We start from the raw sequence: 23766 nt of genomic DNA on the forward strand, positions 1-23766 counted from the left end.
TACCAGAGGCACCCTCGGTGGCCGCATGATGCCTGCCGCGTACTACTGCTCCCGTAGCATCGTTGACTGCCGGTTTACTGCATCGGTGATTTACAAGTTAGACCTGTCCGGGCAAATCATCTGCTGTACAGTGACTCTTTTCTGGCTAAGGTGTCCCTTTAAAAAATCTCCCGATGGCCTCAATCAAAGGCCTAAAACCAGCATAGACTTCAGTCCCTTTAGGAAATGGCTTTTCCTGCTCAGCTAATGGCAAGACAGGAGGTGCATCAACAAACACAAAGAAGACAGGCCCAAAAAAAGGAATCGCAGAAATAAACATAAGCAAACACTTGACCCAAGTCCGACCAGGTCTGTGCAAGACCATGCACCAAATTTTGATGGTAGCGCAGAGCGATACGAACATCAAAACTGCAAATAAAACTGGATGGCTGTTCATTTTATCGCTACCCTTTTTCTTATTATCAATAACGTCAAACACTCAGGATTGGTTTTATCTCAGCGCAAAATTCAATTTTAGACTTTTCTGCTGCATCAATCAGGTAGCGACCAAATGCTGTGTTTTGGTCTGGCAGGCAATTCAACGGCGAGAAATCATGACAGAAGTCTTCTATCGTCAACATCATGTAATTGCTATAACCATCAATAACATCGACTAGCTCAGCTTCAAACTCTGATAGAGATATTTTTCCTTCCTGAACACTCAGATACAAAAAGCCAGTTAAAAGTGACACATAGCGCTCGTCAAAAATGGCATGCTGTTCGCTTATTTGTTCCCGTAAAATATCCAGCGCCTCATCTGCAGTTTGGCACACAGCCAGTTCAGTGAGCCAAAATTCTGGCATCACTTCAAGCTCACTTAACACGCTTGCCGCACTTGCGAGATTGTTGATCTCTGCAACGGAGACATACTTTGACTCGACGAGAGAAAAAATCAGCAGCAAAAAATTCTTATTTTTATCTTCATCCATAACATCAAAGCTTCACCCGCCCCGCCAGCTTCTGCACCGATGCTAACCATTCATTCGACAGCTTGGAATCTTCCCAAAGTTCCTTGAGTTCAGATTCATCCCCAAGAATTCTGGCAATCACCTGATGGGCTTTCTCGACCAGTTCCTTGCCCGGTACCAGCTTAGATTTCCTGACCCATTTATCGACGCTTTCACTGTACGCATTGCGCGTGCCCCAGTTGCCCTGCAACCTGGCAATCACCTCGATAGCGGCAATCGCCTCTTCTGCATCAGAAGCATCAATATAGCCATCTCCTTCCTGCAATATCTTGTCCAGCGCTTCTTCTACCAGTGACAGGTCATTACAGTCTTCAATGGCATAAGCCCAGTCACATGCAGTATCGTTTCCAAAAGAATCGGCAGCCCAGGCACCCATATCAGTTCTCCTAAATTTGAAATAGCAAATGGAAGACAGACTGCCCTCCTGTTAAAAACGTCAGGTAATTACGTCAAGATGCGTTGGCACACATCAAACTTCATCCGCCTTGCGCACATACACCCCTATCAAACCCAGCACACCAAAAAACACGCAGAGCAAATGCAGGTACATCAAAGGGATGATTTCATACAAAACATTTTCATCACTGTAAGGGTGCAAGGGCCGTATGTCTGCATGCATGATGCTGTCGAATACCACATGGGACAAGGCACCAAGCAAGGCGCCAATGCTGACCTGTAACAACGTCAATTGCTGCCAGCGATAAAAATTGGGCAGATAAAATCGTCGTGCGCACCAGCGTGCCAGCAGGAAAAGCAAGACCGTAAAACCCGCCATCAAAGGCGCGCCAAGATAGGTATGGAAGAAGGCATGCACAGGGAATCGCGCATGCATGAGCTTATACACGGACTCCACATCAATGAACACATTCACGGCAGCGAAAGACAAAAAGCTGACGTGGCGCGGCGCTGCCGCCTTGAGGGCAGCACCGAGACCAAAATGAAATGGAGTAACCGGCATGAAAGATGTACGCTCCTGCGCAAAGATCATCAAGCAGCAGCATACGATGACCAGGGAGGATGGTCAACCAGACAATATCAGGCGCGATCAGGCAAAATCAGGCGATCACTGCCAATTTTGCGCAGCCCTGTGAAAACCAGCTCAGTAATCGATACCGCGCCCGGTTTTCAGTAGCGATTTAAGACTGGACAATACCAGCGGCCAGCCAAAGCTGATGCCGCGATGCACTTCAGGGCTGAGCTCTTCATGCGTCACCGTCAGGCGCTCAAGTACACGCCAGATGCTTGCACCCTGTGGTTTTTTTCAATTCTTTAGCAGGTATTGTCATAAGCCACACTATAAATTTGAGGCATCGGTCAGAGCAATTCTTTTAAGCCCTGATCACTTAATCTTATCCTCTCAATATGGGTGGCAACATCTTTGCTGTTTGACTGATACGTTACAATCTATCTAAAAAATGGCGTTCCCAAGACGAAAGACAGCAGATACTTTTACCTTGAGCGCCTCAGTAACACACCGAAAGATTGCTACATGAATGAAATAGCCAAAAGTTTTTTGGATGTCTATGCCAGCGGTGGCGAAATAGAAGGTGGCTGGAAATTTGCCAAAGCCCTGCAGCAAGCTCAGCTTGATTATTCGGACAAAGGTTTACAGCGGCTGGACCAATTATTTGCAGCCATGCGGGAACGTGTAAAGCCATCCCGGGACGACATGCAAGGGTCGCTGCAAGGTCGCAACTTTTGCGCCCTGATTGCCTATCATGTGATTGAAGTCCTGCGTCGCCGTACAGGCGCGCATATCGATTGGCATGACAAGGCATCGGCACTCCAGGAATTACCGGCTGGCATGCAATTACCCAACGAGCCGTTTGCCCGGCTGATTGCCCTCGCGCCTGACCAGGGCGTTGCATTTATGCCTTTGGATTGGATAGAGGCAGAGATATTTGCAGACAGCCAGCAATCAAAAGCTGCAGACTATGTCACAAGCCTGATACAGCAACTCGAACGTAACGCACCTGTCATTTGGTGGACAGGCATGCAGGCCCTGGGGTGCACTGCCTCATGGCAAATGATGATGGCGGCTGACGGTGGTGCTGTGCTGCCCTTGATGCTGCGCTCAACTGCGCCCATGTCCTGGTGCGCGCTGATGTCTGGCCTGCCAGGTGAAAGCCATGAACAGGCTTTGCAGTATGGTGTTGATTGTCTGGAGAAAAACCCGGACGGTGCAACATGGCAAGTGTTTTCTTATGATGGTTACGCTGATATTGAAGAAGGCCGTTTCGATGCGGTGATAGTCATTCTTTATACTTACGGCACATCGCCTTTACAGTTGAAAATAGCTTTTCCATATCGCCCCGCCCAGGCTGGCCGGGCATTTGAAATCCTCGACCCAACTTTGCGTGGTACAAATGTAGAAGGCGAACACGTGCTGATATTGGGCAACGCCATGCAACGCGGCATACGGAGCATCAAGTGGGCGTTTGGAACTACGTGGGACCAGTTACGGAAAACTTAGAGCTATGCAGACAATGATATTTATGACGGAAGCCCTCACAACTTCCGCCATATACTGCATTTATTTTCAAGCTATTGCGGCTTGACAGTCTCTTTCTTCACCGGCTCCGGCACCCGCATCATCATGCGGCTGGAGGGTGAATCCGTACCCATCAGCATATTCCAGTTTTTGTCGGCATCCTGCCCTGCCTTGTTCAACAACGGGATGGATGACAACACATCGCCAGATTTTTTGGGCTCTTCTGCTGCCAGTTTAGTAGATTTTGCTGGCTCTGCTGTTTCACCAGGCTTGGCGGGCGTTACGGGTTTGACGGGTGCTGCCGGGCCTGGGCCGTCCCAGACCTTATTGGTCAGGTCTTTATCATACTGTGTTGCATGCTTGTCGAGGCGAGTCAGCAATTTATTGTATTCTGCCGGGTTGGTATTCCAGGCTTTGTAGATATCACCGACATCATCAGAACCGGCGACCTTCTTTTTATCCAGATAGACTGCAATACCGAACGACACATTCGATGCCGTGTTGAACCTGTCGTATTTTTCGGCCACTTCATAGCCACCTATGCGCTTGGTGCCGCTCAATCTTTCTGTTGCATCTTTGGCCGTGCTGTCGGTAATCGCAAACACACCGGATGCAGAAGACTTGCGCGAAGTCGTTGCGGCGTCAGGGTTGAAACCAGACTCCACCTCGGCCAGCGCCAGCAAATTGGCAGTGTCCTTTTGTGACAGATTGGCTTTGCCCGCCTGCTGCACAATTTCTTTTTGCACTTGAAACTTCACATGATCATTCGCATCCCCCCAGGTGCGGCTGTCGCCCTGGGAGTCTGCCGTCAGTGGATCGCCGTTATGGCTAAAGTTCTTGGTTTTATGATGTTTTGCGCCTGCCATCTTATTTCCCCTCGCGCTGTATGCGCTTTACTGATACTTTTTCAATTTCAGTGAAACGTCCATTGTCATCCAGCACAAAACCGTGCTTTTGCAGAAAATTGCCAGGCAAGGCCTTGGGTTTGAAATTCGTTGCACCAAATTTTTCGCGGCTGGAACCAAGGAAAACACCCGTCTCAGAAAAATAATCATCCCACTCGCAAGACTTGCAGTTACCGAGGTTGGTGGAACTCAACACGATCTTGTTCCGCCCCTTGTCTTCTTTACCTTTATCCCCTTTACCCTTGACACAAGCCAGTTGCGTAATCAGTGAACGGTCTTTCAGGTAATCTTCATACAGATAAAGTTTTTCAGAAAACTTGTCTGTGCCAGACTGGCGCAGCTTCACCTTTTGCAGGAAGCATGCACCGTCAAGACGTTCATTAGGTTCGCAATAGGTTTCGACACTGACATCGAGCTCATCGCAATGGAGGCTGGCTTCAGTGATATAGGTGGTTGATTTGGCCGTCACTTGCGCATTGGCAATAGCAGGCAGCAAGGCCGCCCCAAGGACAAGACTGCTCAACAAACGAAAACTGCCAGGAAAGTAGTTATTCATAGGCATCCACTTCTTGAAGTATGAGGCAAGGGGAAAAGCATCAGCAATACCTATTCTACAACAAAATATATTTTTACTTTTGTTTTTATATAAAATTAGAAGCGGCAGCCAACATAGATTATCCGTGCCAGATAAATGTAGCCTTTGCCGTGCTCTCCAACACACGGCAATCTCCGCCACCAAGCACCAGCCCCCCCAACCGTCATGCCAGACTCGATCTCACCGCTGTCCGGAATAATGTCCTTGACAAACAATAACGAGTAAATTCCCTCCCTTTCAAGGGGAGGGTTAGGGTGGGGATGGGTTTCGGTCGATTGGCTGTACATGATTTTGCTACAGAAACCCATCCCCATCCCAACCTTCCCCTTGAAGGGGAAGGAGCTTTAAGCATGATCGCTGGCAAAAATTATTCAATTGCAGAATTAAGTCTTCGACGTAGAAGAATCGCCGCGACTCTGTTCGTACTTGACTCTCCAAATGAGTCAAGATAACTATTCCGGACAGCAGTGAGACTCGATCTGGCATCCAGTCTCGTTAAACCGTGATGCACGTTTAAGCATGACTGACATAAGCCCCCGTCCTCCTGCTCACCCTACCCCGCACAAACCTCCCACAAACACTGCCGCAACCACCGGTGCCCAGGATCAGCATCCATACGCGGGTGCCATAACATCGAGACAGTAATCTCCAGCGCAGGAAATGGCAGCTCAAAACTATGCATGCCCGCCCGCAAATTGCCCGTATGCCGCGCAGGTACGGTAGCAATCAAATCAGATGCCCGCGCCAATGCCAGCGCCGCAGAAAAGCCCCCCACGGTCGTCAGCACATCGCGCTCCAGCCCATACGGCTTCAATGCATCCGCCATCGGCCCCTTGCTCTGCGTGCGGCGAGCCACCAGCACATGTTTGCCAGATGCATACACGGCTGGCGTCATGACAAGCTCGCTCAAGGGATGCCCCATGCGCATGACGCCAATGAAACGGTCACGGAACAAGGCGCGGGTACGTACTTCAGGGCTGATGGCATCGCCGACCACGCCGGTTTCCAGATCGACTGTGCCATCACGCAAGAGCGTGCTGTCCTTGTTCAATTTCGGCATGAAAGTCAGGCGCACACCTGGCGCTTCTGCACTGATGCGGGCGATCAGGGCGGGGCCAAAGTTTTCGACAAAGCCATCGCTGGTGCGCAGGGTAAAAGTCTGCGTCAATTTGGCAAGATCAAGCTCAGCAACCGGGCGCAATGCCGCCTGTGCATCCTGCACCAGTTGGCTAACCTGTTCACGCAACTCCAGCGCCCTCGGTGTAGGCACCAGACCGCGCCCTGCCCTGACCAGCAAAGGGTCACCCGTGGTCTCGCGCAGGCGTGCCAGCGCGCGGCTCATGGCAGATGGACTCAGCCGCAGCCTGGCAGCAGCACGCGCCACGCTGCCTTCTGCAAGCACGGCATCCAGAGTAATCAGCAGGTTCAGGTCGGGGATAGACATGCATTTATTCTAACGCGCTTTCGCCTGACACAGTTTATGGCATAGCGTCATACGCATGAATAAAGTGCAAACCGTGCGTCTTCCGCCTTATATCGCAAAAGCCTATGATCAAGGCATCACCATCCAAGACAGCCCAAAAATGAAAGCCGTACCAGAATCTATCGCTGCGACTGTAACAAGTAGTGCAGGCAGCCCACAAATGTCATCCTCAGTTCGCTGGATACTCGCCAGCCTGTCGCTGTCCATGTTGCTGTCTTCACTGGGCACCAGCATCGCCAATGTGGGATTACCAACCCTGACGCATGTATTCAATGCCTCATTCCAGCAAGTGCAATGGGTAGTCGTCGCCTACCTGCTCGCCATCACCACCCTTATTGTCAGCGTAGGCCGCCTGGGGGATATGGTGGGGCGCAAACGCCTGTTGCTGGCAGGTATTGCCCTGTTCACGATCGCTTCTGCCCTGTGCGGCGCAGCCCCCACATTGAATATGCTGATCGCTGCCCGCGCGGTGCAAGGCCTGGGGGCCGCCATCATGATGGCGTTGACCATGGCCTTTGTCGGTGAAACCGTTAGCAAAGAGAAAACCGGTAGCGCCATGGGTTTGCTGGGTACCATGTCTGCCGTTGGCACGGCCCTTGGCCCTTCACTGGGCGGTATACTGATTGCGGGCGTCAACTGGCGCGCGATCTTCCTGATCAATCTGCCGCTGGGCATCCTGAGTTTCATACTCGCGCAACGTTACCTGCCACAAGACCAGCAAGCCAACAACAAAGCCAATAATAAAGCCAATAATAAAGCCAGCCAGCGCTTTGATCACACAGGCACACTCATGCTGGCCCTGACTCTGGCCGCTTATGCCCTCGCCATGACGCTGGGTCGCGGACATTTTGGCGCACTGAATCTGGCATTGCTGCTTGCCGCAATCCTTGGCGCGGCGTTGTTCATACTGGTAGAAACCAAAGTCGCATCACCACTGATACGCCCCGCCCTATTCCGCGACATCAATCTCAGCACCAGCCTGGCCATGAACACCCTGGTCGCCACCGTCATGATGGCCACGCTGGTGGTCGGCCCTTTCTACCTATCGCGCTCGCTGGCACTTAGCGATGCCATGGTCGGCCTCGTCATGTCCATAGGCCCCATAATCTCCGCCTGCAGCGGCGTTGTCGCAGGCCGCATTGTAGATCGCATGGGTGCACCAGCCACCGTCACCAGCGGGCTCGTCGCCATGGTCACAGGTGCATTCGCCCTCGCCCTGCTGCCGTCCATCATAGGCATCTCTGGCTACGTCATCGCCATCACCATACTCACACCCGGCTACCAGCTTTTCCAGGCCGCCAACAATACCGCCGTCATGCAAGAAATCGCCCCGAATCAGCGCGGCCTGATCTCGGGCATGCTCAACCTGTCCCGTAACCTCGGCCTCATCACGGGCGCAACTTTGATGGGCGCGGTATTTGCCTGGGCATCAGCAAGCAGTGACATCAGAGCAGCTACGCCAGTGGCGATTGCGACTGGCATGCAGATCACGTTTATCGTGGCAGGGGTGATGCTGGTGATGGCACTGGGCATTGCCGGGACAGGGCGATTGCTCGCAAAGTCGAATCCCACAGTTTGAACAAGGCATTCAACTCCAGAACTCATTTCAGGCAACACAGCATTTGCCGCAACACCTGAGAAGCGCCGTCACCATCTTGTCATCAAGCAACTTTACAATGCCAGCCTATGCAGGCGGCTAGTGCCTCTCATTTTACGTCCCTGCAACAGTCCCGCTATCCATCTCTGCCTGGCACACATGTGCCAGGTGAGTCTCCGAACCTGTGACAGGAAAGACCATGAATGTTCGTTTTTTAAATGAGCGCAAGGCCGCAAAGCAATTGCTCTCATTATGCTTGCCGCTGGCACTGATCGCTTGCGGCAACAGCAAAGATGCTGCAACGCCCGCACCAGAACCCGTTGCTGAAACACCCGCCGTGGCCGTCATGTCTGACGTGCATTTTGAAAACGTCTATGGTGACCTCAAAAATGCCAAGTTCTCAGGCATACCTACTGGTGACGGCAAATTTGCCACCATACGTACCATGTATGCGCAACTGACTTCGACCCGCCTGTTTAATGAAAACTACTTTGCCTTCCGTGGCGCACTGGATGACGCTTACGCACGCGGCATCAGGCTGGTAGCCTTGTCGGGCGATTATTCTGACGATGCACAACCCGTCAACATCGATGGCATTGCCGCCATCTTGAAAGAGTATCAGGCCAAAGGCATGCGCTTCTTTATCGCGCCCGGCAATCATGATCCTAATGAGCCTTATGACGATGACGAAGCTGGCAAAAATGACTTCCTGACCGCAGAAGGCAAAGAACAAAAAGTTTATGCCGTCAATTATTCCGGCTGCAAATCACAGGACGCCACTGTCGCCTGCACCAACCAGCTCATGGAACTCGGCTACGAAAAACTGATCGCCCAACTGGGTGAATTTGGCTACATGCCCAACAAGGCTGACGTGTATTGGGAGACGCCGTTTTCCAGCTATGCCAATTCCACCTATACCTATGACGCAGCACTGACCAGCGCCGATGTAAAAAACCGCCAGTTTGAAATTTGTGCAGAAGGCGAAGGCGGCAGCTACAAGGCAGAAGGTGAAAAAACCCTGGGCAAGGCATTTACAAAATGCACCAGCATCATCGATTCCAGCTATCTGGTAGAACCGGTCAAGGGTGTCTGGCTGCTCTCAATCGACGCCAATGTCCATATCCCCAACGGCGCATTTGACCCTGTCAATGCCAAGGCATTCAAAGGCTTTGATGGCGCTGGCAATGCGGGCTGGAACAAAGTACTGACGCATAAAAAACATTTGCTGGCATGGATCAAAACCGTCACTGCCCGCGCCAAGGCCCAGGGCAAGCGCCTGATTGCATTCTCGCATTATCCGACCATGGATTTTTACGCCAACCAGACTGATACCATGAAGGCCGTCTTCAAATCGGGCGCCTTCCAGGTGGCACGTGTGCCTGAGCAGGCAACCACTACTGCACTCGCAGCCACAGGCATGCAATTGCACATGGGCGGCCACATGCACTTCAATGGCACAAATGATTACAAGGACGCATCCGGCAATTACTTCGTGAATGTACAGTCACCCTCGCTGGCCGTATTTGGTGCCGCCTACAAGATCGTCAAATACAAGGACCAGGATACCGTCGATATCGAAACCGTGTCCCTCAACAACGTGGCACGCTATAACGAACTCTTCAAGTATTACCAGACCGAGTACGACTATCTGCAAAACAGCAGTCTCGCCGCTGACGTCAGCAAGCGCTGGAGCAAGGATATCCTCGCCACCAAATCCTATGGCGAATTTACCCGCTTCTATTTTGGCGAACTCTCACGCCTGCGCTTCATGGATGAATACTGGCCTTGCGAAATGAAAGAAGCCGCCACCAGCCTTGACGCCAAACAGATGCTGATCCTGTCGCAATTGCAAACCCAGGTCACATTCGCGCAATTGAAAGACATCCCCGGCGTCTTACCGCTGAGTGCCACCTGCATGTCCAAAGGCAGCGTCAGCGGCACGCCTGTCTCAGCCAGCCAATTGACCGCCGACTGGACAGTAGCCACCAACAAGGCAACACAGCTTGCCACTGCTGCCGGTTATAAGCTGGATGACTTCGCCAAGATCAGCGCCTATGAATTCTATGGCGACTTCCACCGCACCGTCTATGCAGGCGAACTGGCTTTGCGCGACATGGGCACAGACAGGGTCAAGCAATACAAGGTCCTGATGAACGCCTTCCCGGCCAGCCCGGCTGCCATCAGTATGCTTGACGGCAAACCATCAGACCAGAATGCGGTCAACGTGCTTTTCCAAAACCAGTTCAAGCAAGTATTCAGCATTCTCAAAGGACTGGGCTCAGGCAAACCCAGCGACCGCTTCACCGTCAACTTCAAAACCCAGACGTTGACGAATACTAATACTAGCTCTGCCAGTTTTAATTAAGGCGCTTGATCCCTCCGTTTGGCAAATGGCAAACGGGGGATTTATAAAGACGAGGGCTTATCGCATCAAAAAATTCCAAAACTCCAAATCATCACTACCTATTTCATTGGCAATTCGTTGTGCCAATTCTTTCTTATTTTCAGTCTGATTCCGTAATAAAACAGTCGTTCCAAGGCCTGCAAAAAAGGAAGCAAAATTTCTTGCAATGAGAGTAGCTCTTTCATAACCCAATTCAGCATCCATTGCCAGCACATGCCCGCTACCAACATCTAGCATAATTGCAAATGGATCCGAGTTCGCCACCATTATCATTAATTCAGGGCGTGCACCAGGGCCCCACCACCTTAGCTTTGTATTCAATTCCAGCAGCATATCTGTATAGTCGCAAGAGAAACCAAAACTGACTGGGCCAATAGTTAAATTTCCAAAATCGAATTCCGAAATAAGCAGTCGAAAATCTTCAGGCAATTTGATAGAAAGTTCACGTTCCAAATCAAGCAGATGTCTTGATTGGAGATTACCTTCCAGCAGGCGATATCCACTTAACTCTGGTTCGAGATGCTCAAACTCTTTATTGAGTCCAGCCTGAATTTCTCTGATTGAAAGCAAAGGTAATCTGGAATCCATTTACCATTCCTCAGAAATGAATTGATCAACTCTTTCATCTGAAAGCCCCATAGTCAACCAACCTGCTACAGGTTTCGCTGCCTTTAAAGACATGCCAAATGCGGCTCTGAAATATTTAATGAAATACAGTCCAGAAAGTTCTGGAAGTTCATTTTTCAAATACTTTAGCAAGGCAGACGGCGGTTGCCCCAGAGATTTTAGTCTTCTTAATTCTTCGACTATTCTTTCGTCTGGTAAGTAAGGCGAATTTTTCAGGGCGTCATTTATTTTCAGATCAATGATGTTTACTTTGTCTGTCATTCTTACTCCATTACATACCTTGGCAAGCGTCTATCTGACTTACCGCTTTTGCCGCTCTTCAAAACGATTTGCAAAGGGCAAATTTTTTTGTTCCACGTACATCTCGCCTTGCCAGGTATAAACATCAGCCATTTGCAAATTAGATGACCCGTCTTTTATATGCCCGCCGCCTTCATTACCGTATCCTGGGAAGCTCAGACGCTCCATTCCATTCGATTGGTAAGTAATTTCTGGCAGGCCCTTTTTCCTTACATCTAGCACCTTCTGAATACCTTTACTTTTCATATCATAGACAGTAATCCAGAATGCGCTACCAGATTCCCAGGCTATCAACAATCTTGAGCTAGCTGGCCAAATAGCTACGGGTACCTCGGCCATCATCTCGGTATAAACTGTTTGTTTTCGAGCTGGGAGGGCAGAGTTTTTTTATTGCCAAACGCCTGACGCATGCACCGAGAGAGCTATCAAATTGATTGCTGATACCTACTTGAAGATCATTTTCCTGCACCCTCCACACAGTTTTCATGCTTTCACCATTGCAGCGGGAATTGCGCAATGGCTCTGCTAAAGCAAACTTCGAAAATATGGCAGCGAACAGTAAAACTAAGGTTAATAAAGATTTTTTCATCGATTGAATTTTTTCTTTTTTACTGCAAGCACACTATTACGCTGCATTGATCGTATCGCTATCAAAGCATCGTAGCATCGCATTTTTATTGACTCCCAACCGCATCCTCCAGCAAAGTCATGCTTTTTGCGACCTTGCCTTTCTTTGAACTCAATATGACTTTGCGATCACGCTTCTCGTCATACTGATAGCTTTCGCTGATTTGCAGGCCAGTCAGCAAGTTGGTGCTGACGGTAGAACCCTTGCCCACCATACCATCTGCCTCTTCTTCATCTATGCCTATCATTTGCAGGCGCTGGCTGGCAGCATCCAGGCGGAAGCGCCAGGTATAGACTGAGTATTCACGCGAACCGCTATACTGGCTAACGACCAGCACGCCGTTTTTAACCGCGACATTGACACCATCTTTGACACCACCACAACCCTGGCATTGCAGCAGCTTGCCATTGCTGCCCAATACACTATAGCCCTTTCCCGCACTCGCCTGCAGCACGATCAAGCCACGCTGCCTGTCGTCAGTTGCGCCCTTGCCCTCCACCAGTACGGCGGCAATATCGGCCAGTCCATCACCATTAAGGTCACCGCTGACCTGGCTTTCCACCATCCAGCCGGGCGGTACAAAATCACGCAGTGCCGGTGCCGTGGCTGGCATTTTCTTGCCAAAGACCGTGCTTTGTTGCGCCTGGCTGTTGCTGTGCAGTGCCACGGTCAATAACAAAACAGTAAATTGCAGGGATGTGGAAAGCTTCATGGACATTTGATCTTTCAAATACGATGGATACTTGTGATGTAGATGCGGCCTGGCGAAGTAACCATACGTCGCATGCTTAGGGACGGAGCCATGATACTTGAAGTCCGCGCTTGTCTGCCATCTGCATGTCTTGAAGCAAACAAAGATTTTATTGGCGAATGTGCGGTAGCACGCAGAAATAGCATTTGCTTTCGACTAAACTGATATCCAGTGACAAGTAAATTGCGGGCTTGTGGCAGTGCACCTGCCTTCGCCCGCATGTACAGCATCTATACCATCTCAATGAGGTCATGCCATGAAACACGATCAAACAGTATCCGCCGACACCAATCCACTCAAGCTGCCGCACACGCAAACGCGCATGCCTGCAGGCAAAACCGCCGCAGCCCTGGTCGCCGCTATCATCTCCTCCGTCCTGCTGGCAGGCACATGTGTAGCCGCAGATCGTGACGATAGCAGCGCCCGCGCCCGTTACGAACAAGAACGGGAACGCTGCAACAAAGGCGAGACGAATCAATCAAAAGAAACCTGCCTGCGCGAGGCTGGTGCCGCCAGACAACAAGCCAAATCTGGCAGCCTCACGACAGCAAGCGAAGACCAGCTCCAGCGCAACCGCGAACTCCGCTGCAACGCCCTCCCACCAACAGACCGTGATTATTGCCTGCAACGCATGCGCGGTGCAGGCACACAGTCCGGCAGCGCAGAACGCGGCGGCATCCTGAGGGAACTGGTTGTGCCGGTCAAGCCTGGGCAATAAGGTATTAGCTAAGGTTTAAATACAGTAATCCATAAAACTACACCCGTTTGCCTCTGGTAAACGGGTGTAGTTTTATGTGGGCGATATCGCCACGGTCATTATGTCTGTGCTTGCGGCGCCATAGCAATTTATTGCTTTATTTGCTATATTGCAGTGTCAATTGGCATTCCCCTAATCACTGTTGAAGCGATATGAATGCATATTGAGACGATTAATCTACAGCAAATTTCAATTCGTTCCTGGAGGATGTATGTCCACAACTAAGTACACAATCAGAGTCCTGAATAAAAGTCATGCTCAAGATAATTTTTACATTTTCCAACAAACTCCACCTGTTCCAGGCGATATATATGCCTGGAGAAATATCGGGCAATTTCCTGCAATTCCCTTCCCGGATTTAAAGGATGGTCGCGTGAACTGGGCTATCGATTACGCTACAAGTCTGTCACCAACAGGTGAACAATTGCCAAAGAAAACTGTTCAAGATATTTTGAATATTGATACCGGGTCAAATAATTTACCGATCAATACAGAATTGGATAAGCCATAGTCACCGATGAGAAGACAGCAACGATAGCGCTCAAACAAATAAGCACACACTTTAAAAAATCAATTTCACTGGCAAGTAGTAAAAAATACAATTATAGTTATTTATTATTTAACTATATATGCCAATGCTTATGCCGCGCTCATTCAAACATCAAGCAGTCAAGATACAAAAACCGCAAACTCTGGACATCATCAGAAAATTACATGGCATGTGTGGTATTGAAGGATCAGAACTTGCATCCAGACTAGAACGCTGGAGTGAAAAGATCTCAGGCAGATTGATGAAAGCAGGGTTTCTGTTATTTGGCCTGATCATCATCTTCGCATTGTGGCATGTGATCAGCCCCTTAAATAAGTATGCCGTGATGCTCGCCCTTGCTCTGGGTGCCGCCGCAATCATCCTTCCAACCTGCGCCTTGCTGATCACGATTTTTTCTGCCATTGTGACTATCAAAAATCTGAAAAAGACGTCGCTGGAGTACTTCATTCTTGGCATCGAAACCGATCAAAAACATGTACGCGAGTTGGATGCATACTCAAAAAAAGATCTGGAGCATGCACAAAGAATCATCCAGTTAAAGATCACCCGTATCAAATACAAAGTCAGTCTCGTGATCGGCTCCCCAGACAAGTTAGCATTCATCTCACTGGCGGCAATTGGATGGACCTTGATAAAAGAATTTTCGTCTAAAACCTCTCCTGTGAAATTTCCCGAAATTTCTCTACTCTCCACCCCTCTCTATGAATTTTTATTCGGTGCTGTAATCCTACTAGGCCTGCTGGCTTTTGTAGTTGTCTATCTGAGCCGTGGGATGCGGGATTACGTTTATCAATCAGAAATCCTGGATTTAGCTATCGCGTTGAAAAAAGAAAATGAAACTGCCTAAAATCATTCAAAGTTAACTTATTCATCACTGAAAAGCGCTATCCTCATGGAGTTGAAAAAATTATTTTGAGCATCAATTGCAAAGAGAAAATCAGCGATTTCGCCAACAATTCAGCATATAAATCTGCGCTCGCACTATCTAAAGCGATATAGTTATTGAATTGCGCGACATATTCTATATCTAACATGCAAGGCATATTCAATGAAAATAACCTCATTAAAAATCGCTAATTTTCGTGGCATTAACAATGTTATTTTAGAAGATCTAAAAGACATGGTGGTTATTGCAGGCCCAAATGGTTGTGGTAAATCTTGCATACTTGACGCAATTAGGCTGCTCAAATCAGTCTACGGCGGATATCAGCATAACGAAGTTCATCAATGGTTAAGTGAATTTCAAATAAATTTTACTCAAGATCCAGAAGCATTTTCTGGACTAATGCAAGACAAAACAAAAGAATTTGAAATAGCTGTGACATTCGAATTGCAGCAAGAAGAAATCACATATCTACAGGAGCATGCAGAGCGTTTAATTCAAGAGACTATTTGGCGGCAACTTGCTCCTGAGCTCCAAGGTTGGAGTGTTGTTGACACAGCACCTCTTGCAACACAAATTCGCGCAAGACAAGGGGAAGTTGAGGAACGCACAAAAGCTGCTTTGCAACAATTTATAAGCGAGACCAGAGCCAAGAAAGTAGATGCTCGAATATGGATATTACCTCAGCTCAAGCAGTTAAATGTGCTGCCTTCGACTGCATTAGGGATAATTTTTTCTGTTTATAAACCGAATGTCATTGGAGTAATCGAGTACAACGGTGCAAAAAGACACTATGAAAGAGAATCTGTCCAAGGAGTAAATCTTAACTTAGATCCCAATCAACAAATACAACGAAGCCAGCACGCTTTATATAATTATGGCGCGAAATATTCTAACGTAAAGGGAGAAATGGCCTCCATTTATGTACGAGAAGCATTGGCAAAAAATGCCGGCGTAGAGTTTAGTGAAAAACAAACGCTTACCAATACGTTGAAAGAGCTATTTCAACAATTTTTTCCAGACAAACAATTTTTAGGTCCGGTTGCAACTAAAGAGGGTTATTTGAAATTCCCTGTTAAGACACAGTCCGGAACTGAACATGATCTTAACGAGCTTAGTTCGGGTGAAAAAGAAATACTCTTTGGCTATCTGAGGCTGAGAAATTCAGCTCCTAAAAATTCTGTAATTCTATTGGACGAACCCGAGCTACATTTAAACCCAAGACTGTTAAGGGGGCTTCCTAGCTTTTATCACAAAAATCTTGGCATCTCTTTAAATAATCAAATTTGGCTTGTTACTCATTCTGATGCTTTGTTACGGGAATCCGTCGGTGCTGGTGATTTTTCTGTATTTCACATGTCACCATCAAAAGGAACCAATGACAATCAAGTCAGATTGATTACGATGGAAATCGAAATGGAACGAGCCATCGTTAACTTAGTCGGTGATCTTGCATCATATAGACCGGGAGCGAAGGTAGTAATTTTAGAAGGAGAAGATTCTGAGTTTGATCGAAAAATGATTGGCGCTTTGTTCCCACAGTTCAGCAATGAAGTTAACACGATATCAGGTGGTAACAAAACTGGCGTAAAGCGTCTTCGTGAAGCAATGGAAAAAGCAGCACGAGATGGAAATATTCCGATAAAAGTTCTGTCAATAACAGACGCTGATTTAGACGAGACCTTAGTTAATGATGAAAATTCATCTTGGCAGTGGAATGTATACCACATTGAAAATTATTTACTTGAGCCAAGTATCATAAGAAAAGTGCTAATAGATATTCGTCCAGGAGGTAATATACCCAATGAAGATCAAATCTACGAATCTCTTCTACAAGCTGCGAAAGAATGTGTTCATTCACTCGTAAGGCATGTTATTCAACTGGAAGTCAATCAGCAGATTGTTGGACTTGTGAACACTAAGACAAATCCCAAACAATCCTCTATAGCAGATAACCTTTTCGAGGTATTAAGTGCATCAAAATCACGTCTCGACAACGCGTTTCAGTCGTCATTTACGATTGATAAATTGCGGGAAAGAGAGGCTAATTTACAAACTGAATTCTGTGCGTACCTAAGTAACGGTTTATGGAAACAAAAACATAGAGGAAGAGATATTTTGAGACGTTTTTCAGGTCAGTATGTGACAGAAATGAAATATGAAATTTTCCGCAATTTAATAATATCAAAAATGGCATCAATGGGATATCAGCCACCCGGTATGAAATCAGTTATTGATTCCATTTTGGCAGTCTAGCTGCGTAATTTCAATTAAACTCTCGACTTGATTAATTTCTAATTTATTTATTAGCCATCATTAGAAATGTGAATAATCAAAGTATTTTCTGTATTCTTTGCCTAGCCGCCTCATAAGCCTGACTTTTATCCCGCTTCCCCACCGCGAGGACAAGCACAGTAATAGTGTTGTCGTTGACTTCATACACCAATCTGTAGCCACTATCCCGCAGTTTAATTTTATAAGCGTTTTTCATGTCAGCGCCACTGAGCCGGGCAGAAGGAACATGAGGATGTTGCAGGCGTTTGATCAGATGTTTTTTAAATTGCGCCTGTATGGTGTGATCAAGCTTTTTCCATTCTTTGAGCGCGGCCTCGTTAAATACAAGTTCATAAGTCATCCAAAGACACTTTCACGGTTTTGCCGTGGCGGCGTTTTCTGACCAGTTCTGCCAGGTCAATATCTTCCAGCTTTTCCATCATGACTTCAAAGGCATCTGCCGGAACCAGATAAGCAGTCGCACGGTTGTGATTAAGAATGGCCACCGGCTCAATACCTGCTTCTTCTATCACAGCACCAGGATTGCGGCGGAGCTCGGTAATGCTTACGGTAGCGTTGGCATAGATTGCATTAGTCATTGTCATAAGCGTATGGTTTGATGTAGGTTGGTTCAATAACAATGTCAGCTTCTTTGGTATCTGAACACGTATTGTCTTTGTATGTGCGTTTGGATTTAACTCAAATGACACTTAATTATACACTTTTTAATGCACTGAATATGCTGCATTATTATATCCAAATTGGAACATTCGCAAGTCAGCACAAATGTCCCGGCAATAACAATGTGGCAAAGAGTTAAAGTTCTCGGTTTTACCTCCCCACCCCATCCCCCGCAAACCCAATCACCGAAGCATTCGCCCAGTTAGCACAAACCTCTGTCTTACCCGTTGCTTTAACGCCCGTAGTCTTCAATTTAAGTTTGCTGATGCCCCGTATGTCCAGCTCAGGTTTGACGACTGCTGGAGCGGTAATGAGGCCGCTGTCGAATAATAATTTATCGTCGCCCCATACCTGGAATTGCAGGCCGCCGTTGTTGCGGCAGCTGTCGTCTATGCCGACGTCGGCGCGGAAAGTTTGCCAGTCGCCTTTGAGCTGGTAGCTGATTTCGCTGTTGCCAGCGACGCCCAGGCCTTTGTGGAAACGCAGGCCGTTCATTTGCATGCTGCTTTGCATACCGGTTTGCTTACTAACATCGCGCTTGACTGATTTGGCGCTCGCAACGCTATAGGCCTGGTCTTTGGCGTAGCCGTTCTTGTTGCCAGCGATGGCACTAGCAACAGCATCCGACAAATAGGTTTGCAGCTTGGCTTTCTCAGGTGCTGGTTTTTCCAGGATGCTGAATTCTGAAATCGTGATCGGGCTGACGACTACCGGGTTGAAGGCGTTGTAGGCCTTGACTGGTTTGGCTTCGCCTGTGCTGGTCAATACCATGGGGTCTTGGGCGTCGCCGTCGTCGTTCTGGTCGTGGGTGCTGAGGACGCGGAAGCGGAACAGGCGGCCTGCTTTGGCCGCGAATTCTACTTTTTGTTTGCCCTCTTGTTTTTTGAGCTGGCCAGTGTAGATGGGTTTGCCCCATTCGCCGTTGGTGTCGGCCAGGTAGATTTCAAAGTCTTTGACCTGGCCGTATTGCCAGTTCTTGTCATTGCGCGGGGCGATTTCAAAACCGTTGATCATCCGGCGCTCGCCGAGGGCGAGGCTGAATTCGTGTGCGCCTGTCTTTTGTGACTGGTCACGCACGGTGCGGAACCAGGTGCCGGGTTTGCCGTCGAAGGCTTTTTCCAGCGGGTGGCCGGGTTCTTCTGCCGGGCGGCTCAGCACGATGAGGCTGTCTGCGGCGATACTGTTGCCGAGATCTGGTGCGGGCGGGTAGTCTGCTGTTGTCGCGAGTTGCTTGTTCGCGGCAACGGCCAGGCGGAACTGGTAAGCCTGGTTGACGGGCAGCTTGGCAGTCTTGATATGGACAGTGCCGTATTTTTCTGTGGCGTCAAAATACCAGCCGTTGCTGGCTTTGTTGTAATCTGCGCGGTTGCTGTATGTCTGCAGGGTTTGCTCACCAAAGTGCACTGCATCTGGCTGTACCCGGGTGTGGACTTGCAGTTGCAGGGCGCGCTGCTGTTCCATGCCTTGGTAGCTGCCATTGACAGCGCCGACGCTGATGCTGATGTCGCCTGCGCGGTTTTCTGGCGCATCTACACTGAAGGTTTGCAGGCTGGATTTGCCGCTCTGGTACTGGCGGCTTTCACCATCGTCTTCATACAGGGTGAAGCTGGATTTGCCATGTGGGTAGATGTCCAGCGTCAGCACGTCTTTGGGTACCTGGCCATCGTACAGGGCGACCGGGTACATGGGCAAAATCGCACCGGCGCGTACCATGACGGGCAGTTTGTCCAGCGTGACTTGCTGGTCGATGACTTTGCCTTTGGCGTCTGCTGTCACGACGCGGCCATCCCAGTAATCTATCCACTGGCCTTGCGGCAGGTAGATGCCTTTGCGCCAGCCTTTGCTGGCGGCCTGGCTGCGATACACTGGTGCGACCAGGAAGTCTTTGCCGAGCATGAACTGGTATTTGTAGTTCTCGTTATTGGCATTGGGGTCTTGCGGGTGATCCCACATCAGGCCACGCACGATGGGTGCGCCGCTCTGTTCTGCTTCATGCGCATAGGTGTACATATAGGGCATGAGGCGCATCTTGAGTTTGAGGTAATCGCGGTTGATGCTGCGGTAGGGTTCGTCAAACCACCAGGGGTGTTTGCGTTCTGACTTTGACCAACCGGACATGCCCATGAGTACGGGCGTGAATGTCTTCCATTGCAGGTCACGCGTGAAGGTTTCGGGGCTGCCGCCAAAGATGCCATCGACATCGCCGGTGGCATAGGCCTGGCCGGACAGGCCCGAGCCTATCAGCGTGGGGATGTGCCAGCGTATGTAGTCCCAACTGCCGGACTGGTCACCTGTCCAGGTGACGGCATAGCGTTGTGTGCCTGCCCAGCCCATGACGGTCCAGACGAAGGGGCGTGCGTTTGAATTATCGAGTATGCCTTGTGCAGCGGCCATGTTGGCATCGAGCGAGAACTGGTAGCCTTTGCCTGTCCAGGCGACGTCGAGCTTTTGCGCGCGTGTGCCTGCGGTGCCGACTTCCCAAGCGATTTTATCGACGCCGTTTTCTGTCCACAGGCCGGTGCGGAAGCCATGTTTTTTTAAGCCAGCGACGGTATCTGGCAGGTTGGTATAGCCGCAGCCGTAACCATCGTTAGGCAAAATCCAGCCGCCGGGCATGTCGTGCTCGCGGTATTTGGCCGCTACGATTGCCACCACATCTGGCGTCTTGCCTGTGGGGCCATCACTCCAGCCTGTGGGCACGGTGCCGGGCTTTTTGCTGTTGTCGCCGTCGTTGTAGCAATCGGCATCGCCATATTCATAGGCCCAGCGTGGCAAGAGTTTGGCGCGGCCTGTGAGCTCAGTGTAACTTGCCAGCACGTCCTTGATGCTGTCGCCTACGAAGTAATAGGCGTCGAAGCGTTTTTCCTGATGGCTGGTGGAGAGGTATTCATTCGAGCGGAAATCATAGCTGCCGTTGCTCCAGGTATTGCGCAAGACGCCGTAACCTTTGCTACTCATGTAGAACGGCGCGGGGCTGGGCCTGTCGCCCTCTTCCCAACCGCCGGAATAAGATACCTCAAGTTGCTTGCCCTTGAAAGCATAGCTGCCGTTTTGCTGGCCACCACCAAAAAAGGCTTCATCGGCTGTGCTGGAGAGTATCTGGAAGCTGGCCTTGTCACCGAGTTCCAGTGGCTGTTTTTCTTCCCACAGCAGGGTCTTGTTGTCGGCCTTGTAGAGCGCCAGGCGAACGGGTGAACGATAGATGCGCAAGGCCATGGCAGATGTCTGCACCAGTTGATAGCCGTCTGGCGCAGTGACGCTGACCGGGAAATCCGCATAATCTTTTTTAAGCACGATAGGCGCAGCCTTGTCACCGGCCTCCAGCAACTGCCCCTTGCTACCCGCCCAGACACGGAACAGATCAGGCTTGAGCAAACTGATGCGGACGATGCTGCCTTCATCCGTCGTGAACTCTATCTGGCGTTGCGCACTGACAGACAAGTTGCGCATATTGCCCAGGGGTGCGGCATGGCTGGTGGACGGTGAAGATGCCAGCAGGCTGGAGATAAAGGTGGAAACCAAACCTGCGATAAGGGTCTTGCGCAATGGTGGATGCATGGTGGCGTCAGGGGTAAATGTGGCGTCAAGTGAATGGCGATTCAGGGCAGGATCAAGGCAAACTGCCGTTAATATATTTAAAGTATTTTCCCACATGAGGCAGGCAGGGCTCAAGCCTTGTATAAGCATCTGCATGGGACATGCCCCCTGCATCTGTATCAAGCAACAAGTATTACGCTATAACACAGTGCGTGCCGCAGTGACGAACAAGAGCAGTGCTCTGCCCAATAACCTGACTCACGCAAAAGTTAAATAATGTAAAATGGCGACCAGATTTGAATTCCCCTGCATGGATGGAGAAATGCGGGGGCATCAAGCACTGTGACCATACTTAATTATCCTGAACATGAAAATTTTCACTGTCCTGTCGTTTTCTTTTTGCGCCCTTGGTGCCTTTGGTACCGCCCATGCCCAGGATATCTGGCCGGGCCAGATTGAACTGAACAAGAGCGCCCAAATCGGATTTGAAAAATACAAGGAACATAAAACCAAAAAAGCCTTTGCCGTTGCCCCGGATGGTGCCTGGGGTACAGGCTATGGCATGAGTAACGACGTGCTGGCGATACGTTCTGCCCTGTCGAATTGCCAGCGCCGCAGCAAATCCAATTGCAAACTGTATGACCTTGATGACGAGGTATTCCAGGACAAGTATGCGCTGTTCCTGACAGAGTCTGAGCGTGCGATAAAAAATCTCAAGGTCCAGAATGGTTATCAGGATTTTGAAAATGCCGATTGGTTTTTACCCCCGGTAAAGCATTTGCGCCCTGGCAGTGAAGGCTTCCACTATGCCACGCCCACCAGCATAGAAGGTGTAAAGAACATCAGCACCCCAGAGCTGGCAGAAAAGCTGGCTAAAAAACAGATCAGCGTGATCGACGCCCTGGGCATAGACAATAGCGGCATGACCCTGCCGTTTGCCATCTCGCTTGACGGTGCGGCCAATCTTGCAGACGACCCTGAAGCCGCCTTCAATAAAAACCTGGATGCAGATTTGCGTGCGGTCATGAAGAAAAACTTTCCGCAAAAAGACGCAGCAATCGCGGTATTTTGTGTTTCTGAAGAATGCTGGATGAGTGTCAATACCCTGGTGCGCCTCAAGGACATGGGCTACTCCAACCTGTATTGGTATCGCGGCGGCATCGCTGCATGGCAAGCAGCAAAATTGCCAGTGGTGAAAGCCGTACCGCTATTGACAGTGATGCGCTAGACCTCAAGCATCAGCACAAAAAAGCCAGGGCCATCTAATGACGGCCCTGTTTATCTTACGGTAGCTGCGCAGTGATGATGGCAGGGCAAGGAATACATCGTCCCTATTGCAACCAGGACTTCAAAGGCTGCTGCGCATAAGCCTGCATTTTCTCGCCAACAAAAATCTGTGGTGACGAGGGATCAAATTTCGCTGCTTTCTCACGCTCTGTCACCAGCTCTTTGGTATGTTCAAACACTTGCATCAGGTTTTGACCTGAATCGAGTTTGCTGCCAAACAGGGCATCAACAAAAAACGTATTGTTTGCCAATGGCTGGCAGCCATAAGACACCTTGTCTTGTGCCGACGCAGTCACGATAATGCGGTTCGGTGCTTTCAATTGCGAGATCAGGGAACCGGAATAGCAGGAAGAAATGATCAGTACCGTCGGGAATTTTTCCAGAGGGGCCAGTGCCGTTTTGAGATAGCGCGTCCAAATGGGTGCCGTGGGCTTATTGCCTATTTCAACCGCGACCAGATCGGTATAGCCATGACTGGTCAGCAGAATAGTCACCACATCTCCTTCCCTGGCCTGGCTGGCAATATCCCTGGCCGTCTGATCCAGGCTGCCGAGGTGGGCAAAGGGAGCGTCAAGTTTGTCCTGATGTGGGTCATTATTGAAGCTATAGCTGATCAGTTCAGGATTGATTTCTTCCAGCCTTTGTTTGGCCAGTTGCACATCACCCCAAAATGCCTTGGAGCCTGAATGCAAACCAAATCCAGCGTACCAGACACGGTGATGGTCTATGGTTTTCGCCTTCTCCTGATTACTGAGCCTTTGCTGCGCCATCAATTGATCACTCATCTCACGCGCCTTGTCCTGGCCGGGGTTCAGATAAGTAATAGCTGGCTTGGTCGCACAAGCAGACAAAAGCACCAACAGGCCAGCCATCCACAGGGAAGAGGAAAGTTTCTTCATGTATTTCTGCACACTTCTTTAAGCGATAAAGCTGGCTATCATAACATTTGTTAAAAAATGTGTCATGAACGAATGCGGAAGTTGAGTACTGCATAAGGCCGGGCAGCCAA

At 49.4% G+C, this 23766-nt stretch carries 23 protein-coding genes; 8 read left to right on the top strand and 15 right to left on the bottom strand.

Annotated elements, in window-relative coordinates:
• Window positions 1–145: 145 nt before the first annotated feature.
• The 4 genes from UNDYM_RS19095 to UNDYM_RS19110 form a co-directional block, all read right to left on the bottom strand.
• Window positions 146–478 carry a hypothetical protein gene (locus tag UNDYM_RS19095; protein ID WP_162042457.1) on the bottom strand — a complete coding sequence of 111 codons (333 nt, stop codon included), beginning with the start codon at window positions 476–478 and terminating at the stop codon, window positions 146–148.
• Entirely contained in the window at window positions 471–968 is a 498-nt protein-coding gene (locus UNDYM_RS19100; RefSeq protein ID WP_162042458.1) for a hypothetical protein, read from the bottom strand. Before UNDYM_RS19100 ends, UNDYM_RS19095 begins: the two co-directional genes overlap by 8 nt.
• 4 nt (window positions 969–972) lie before the next feature.
• Window positions 973–1383, bottom strand: a complete 411-nt coding sequence (locus UNDYM_RS19105) for a DUF4259 domain-containing protein (RefSeq protein ID WP_162042459.1) — start codon at window positions 1381–1383, stop codon at window positions 973–975.
• A gap of 93 nt (window positions 1384–1476) precedes the next feature.
• Window positions 1477–1965: a hypothetical protein gene (locus UNDYM_RS19110; RefSeq protein ID WP_162042460.1), complete on the bottom strand. Its 489-nt coding sequence runs from the start codon at window positions 1963–1965 to the stop codon at window positions 1477–1479.
• 531 nt (window positions 1966–2496) lie between these two features.
• Here UNDYM_RS19110 and UNDYM_RS19115 point away from each other — a divergent pair.
• On the top strand, window positions 2497–3480 hold the full coding sequence (locus UNDYM_RS19115) for a hypothetical protein (RefSeq protein ID WP_162042461.1): 984 nt from the start codon (window positions 2497–2499) through the stop codon (window positions 3478–3480).
• Between the two features lie 71 nt (window positions 3481–3551).
• On the opposite strand, the gene UNDYM_RS19120 is transcribed toward UNDYM_RS19115, so the two are convergent.
• The 3 genes from UNDYM_RS19120 to UNDYM_RS19130 all read right to left on the bottom strand — a co-directional run bounded on the left by UNDYM_RS19120 (window position 3552) and on the right by UNDYM_RS19130 (window position 6442).
• Window positions 3552–4364 carry a transglycosylase SLT domain-containing protein gene (locus tag UNDYM_RS19120; protein ID WP_162042462.1) on the bottom strand — a complete coding sequence of 271 codons (813 nt, stop codon included), beginning with the start codon at window positions 4362–4364 and terminating at the stop codon, window positions 3552–3554.
• A gap of 1 nt (window position 4365) precedes the next feature.
• Window positions 4366–4959 (bottom strand): hypothetical protein, encoded by a 594-nt coding sequence (locus UNDYM_RS19125; RefSeq protein ID WP_162042463.1) that lies wholly within the window; start codon window positions 4957–4959, stop codon window positions 4366–4368.
• A gap of 592 nt (window positions 4960–5551) precedes the next feature.
• Entirely contained in the window at window positions 5552–6442 is an 891-nt protein-coding gene (locus UNDYM_RS19130; protein WP_162042464.1) for a LysR family transcriptional regulator, read from the bottom strand.
• 139 nt (window positions 6443–6581) lie between these two features.
• Between UNDYM_RS19130 and UNDYM_RS19135 the strand changes: the two genes are divergently transcribed.
• A complete protein-coding gene (locus UNDYM_RS19135; protein ID WP_162044708.1) occupies window positions 6582–8060 on the top strand; it encodes an MFS transporter in 1479 nt (492 codons plus the stop codon).
• 217 nt (window positions 8061–8277) lie between these two features.
• Window positions 8278–10443, top strand: coding sequence for a metallophosphoesterase (locus tag UNDYM_RS19140; RefSeq protein WP_197740923.1), 2166 nt, complete (start codon window positions 8278–8280; stop codon window positions 10441–10443).
• A gap of 57 nt (window positions 10444–10500) precedes the next feature.
• Here UNDYM_RS19140 and UNDYM_RS19145 read toward each other — a convergent pair whose 3' ends face one another.
• The 4 genes from UNDYM_RS19145 to UNDYM_RS19160 form a co-directional block, all read right to left on the bottom strand.
• The gene (locus tag UNDYM_RS19145; protein WP_162042465.1) at window positions 10501–11070 is read right to left on the bottom strand and encodes an SMI1/KNR4 family protein; all 570 of its coding nucleotides are present in this window, start codon (window positions 11068–11070) and stop codon (window positions 10501–10503) included.
• Entirely contained in the window at window positions 11071–11370 is a 300-nt protein-coding gene (locus tag UNDYM_RS19150) for a hypothetical protein (RefSeq protein ID WP_162042466.1), read from the bottom strand.
• 39 nt (window positions 11371–11409) lie between these two features.
• A complete protein-coding gene (locus UNDYM_RS19155) occupies window positions 11410–11748 on the bottom strand; it encodes a hypothetical protein (protein ID WP_162042467.1) in 339 nt (112 codons plus the stop codon).
• A 335-nt stretch (window positions 11749–12083) separates the two neighbouring features.
• The gene (locus UNDYM_RS19160; protein ID WP_232063547.1) at window positions 12084–12755 is read right to left on the bottom strand and encodes a hypothetical protein; all 672 of its coding nucleotides are present in this window, start codon (window positions 12753–12755) and stop codon (window positions 12084–12086) included.
• A gap of 289 nt (window positions 12756–13044) precedes the next feature.
• On the opposite strand from UNDYM_RS19160, the gene UNDYM_RS19165 reads away from it, so the two are divergent.
• The 4 genes from UNDYM_RS19165 to UNDYM_RS19180 all read left to right on the top strand — a co-directional run bounded on the left by UNDYM_RS19165 (window position 13045) and on the right by UNDYM_RS19180 (window position 17234).
• Window positions 13045–13506 carry a hypothetical protein gene (locus UNDYM_RS19165; RefSeq protein WP_162042469.1) on the top strand — a complete coding sequence of 154 codons (462 nt, stop codon included), beginning with the start codon at window positions 13045–13047 and terminating at the stop codon, window positions 13504–13506.
• Window positions 13507–13756: 250 nt separating this feature from the next.
• Complete coding sequence (locus UNDYM_RS19170; protein WP_162042470.1) at window positions 13757–14056, top strand: hypothetical protein; 300 nt, start codon at window positions 13757–13759, stop codon at window positions 14054–14056.
• A gap of 124 nt (window positions 14057–14180) precedes the next feature.
• Window positions 14181–14942 (top strand): hypothetical protein, encoded by a 762-nt coding sequence (locus tag UNDYM_RS19175; protein ID WP_162042471.1) that lies wholly within the window; start codon window positions 14181–14183, stop codon window positions 14940–14942.
• A gap of 201 nt (window positions 14943–15143) precedes the next feature.
• On the top strand, window positions 15144–17234 hold the full coding sequence (locus UNDYM_RS19180; protein WP_162042472.1) for an ATP-dependent endonuclease: 2091 nt from the start codon (window positions 15144–15146) through the stop codon (window positions 17232–17234).
• A gap of 76 nt (window positions 17235–17310) precedes the next feature.
• Here the strand turns inward: UNDYM_RS19180 and UNDYM_RS19185 are convergent, their stop codons facing one another.
• From UNDYM_RS19185 to UNDYM_RS19195, 3 genes are all read right to left on the bottom strand, one after another.
• A complete protein-coding gene (locus tag UNDYM_RS19185) occupies window positions 17311–17613 on the bottom strand; it encodes a type II toxin-antitoxin system RelE/ParE family toxin (RefSeq protein ID WP_162042473.1) in 303 nt (100 codons plus the stop codon).
• Window positions 17603–17857, bottom strand: coding sequence for a type II toxin-antitoxin system Phd/YefM family antitoxin (locus UNDYM_RS19190; RefSeq protein ID WP_370529349.1), 255 nt, complete (start codon window positions 17855–17857; stop codon window positions 17603–17605). The genes UNDYM_RS19185 and UNDYM_RS19190 overlap by 11 nt, the downstream gene beginning before the upstream one ends.
• Window positions 17858–18083: 226 nt before the next feature.
• Window positions 18084–21626, bottom strand: a complete 3543-nt coding sequence (locus tag UNDYM_RS19195; protein WP_232063548.1) for a TIM-barrel domain-containing protein — start codon at window positions 21624–21626, stop codon at window positions 18084–18086.
• 211 nt (window positions 21627–21837) lie between these two features.
• Here UNDYM_RS19195 and UNDYM_RS19200 point away from each other — a divergent pair, with 211 nt between their 5' ends.
• On the top strand, window positions 21838–22698 hold the full coding sequence (locus tag UNDYM_RS19200; RefSeq protein ID WP_162042474.1) for a rhodanese-like domain-containing protein: 861 nt from the start codon (window positions 21838–21840) through the stop codon (window positions 22696–22698).
• Window positions 22699–22801: 103 nt separating this feature from the next.
• Here UNDYM_RS19200 and UNDYM_RS19205 read toward each other — a convergent pair whose 3' ends face one another.
• Window positions 22802–23656, bottom strand: a complete 855-nt coding sequence (locus UNDYM_RS19205; protein ID WP_162042475.1) for a C13 family peptidase — start codon at window positions 23654–23656, stop codon at window positions 22802–22804.
• Between the last annotated feature and the right edge of the window lie 110 nt (window positions 23657–23766).

The sequence above is a fragment of the Undibacterium sp. YM2 genome, from assembly GCF_009937975.1.
In the GTDB taxonomy this organism is placed as follows: Bacteria; Pseudomonadota; Gammaproteobacteria; order Burkholderiales; family Burkholderiaceae_D; genus Undibacterium.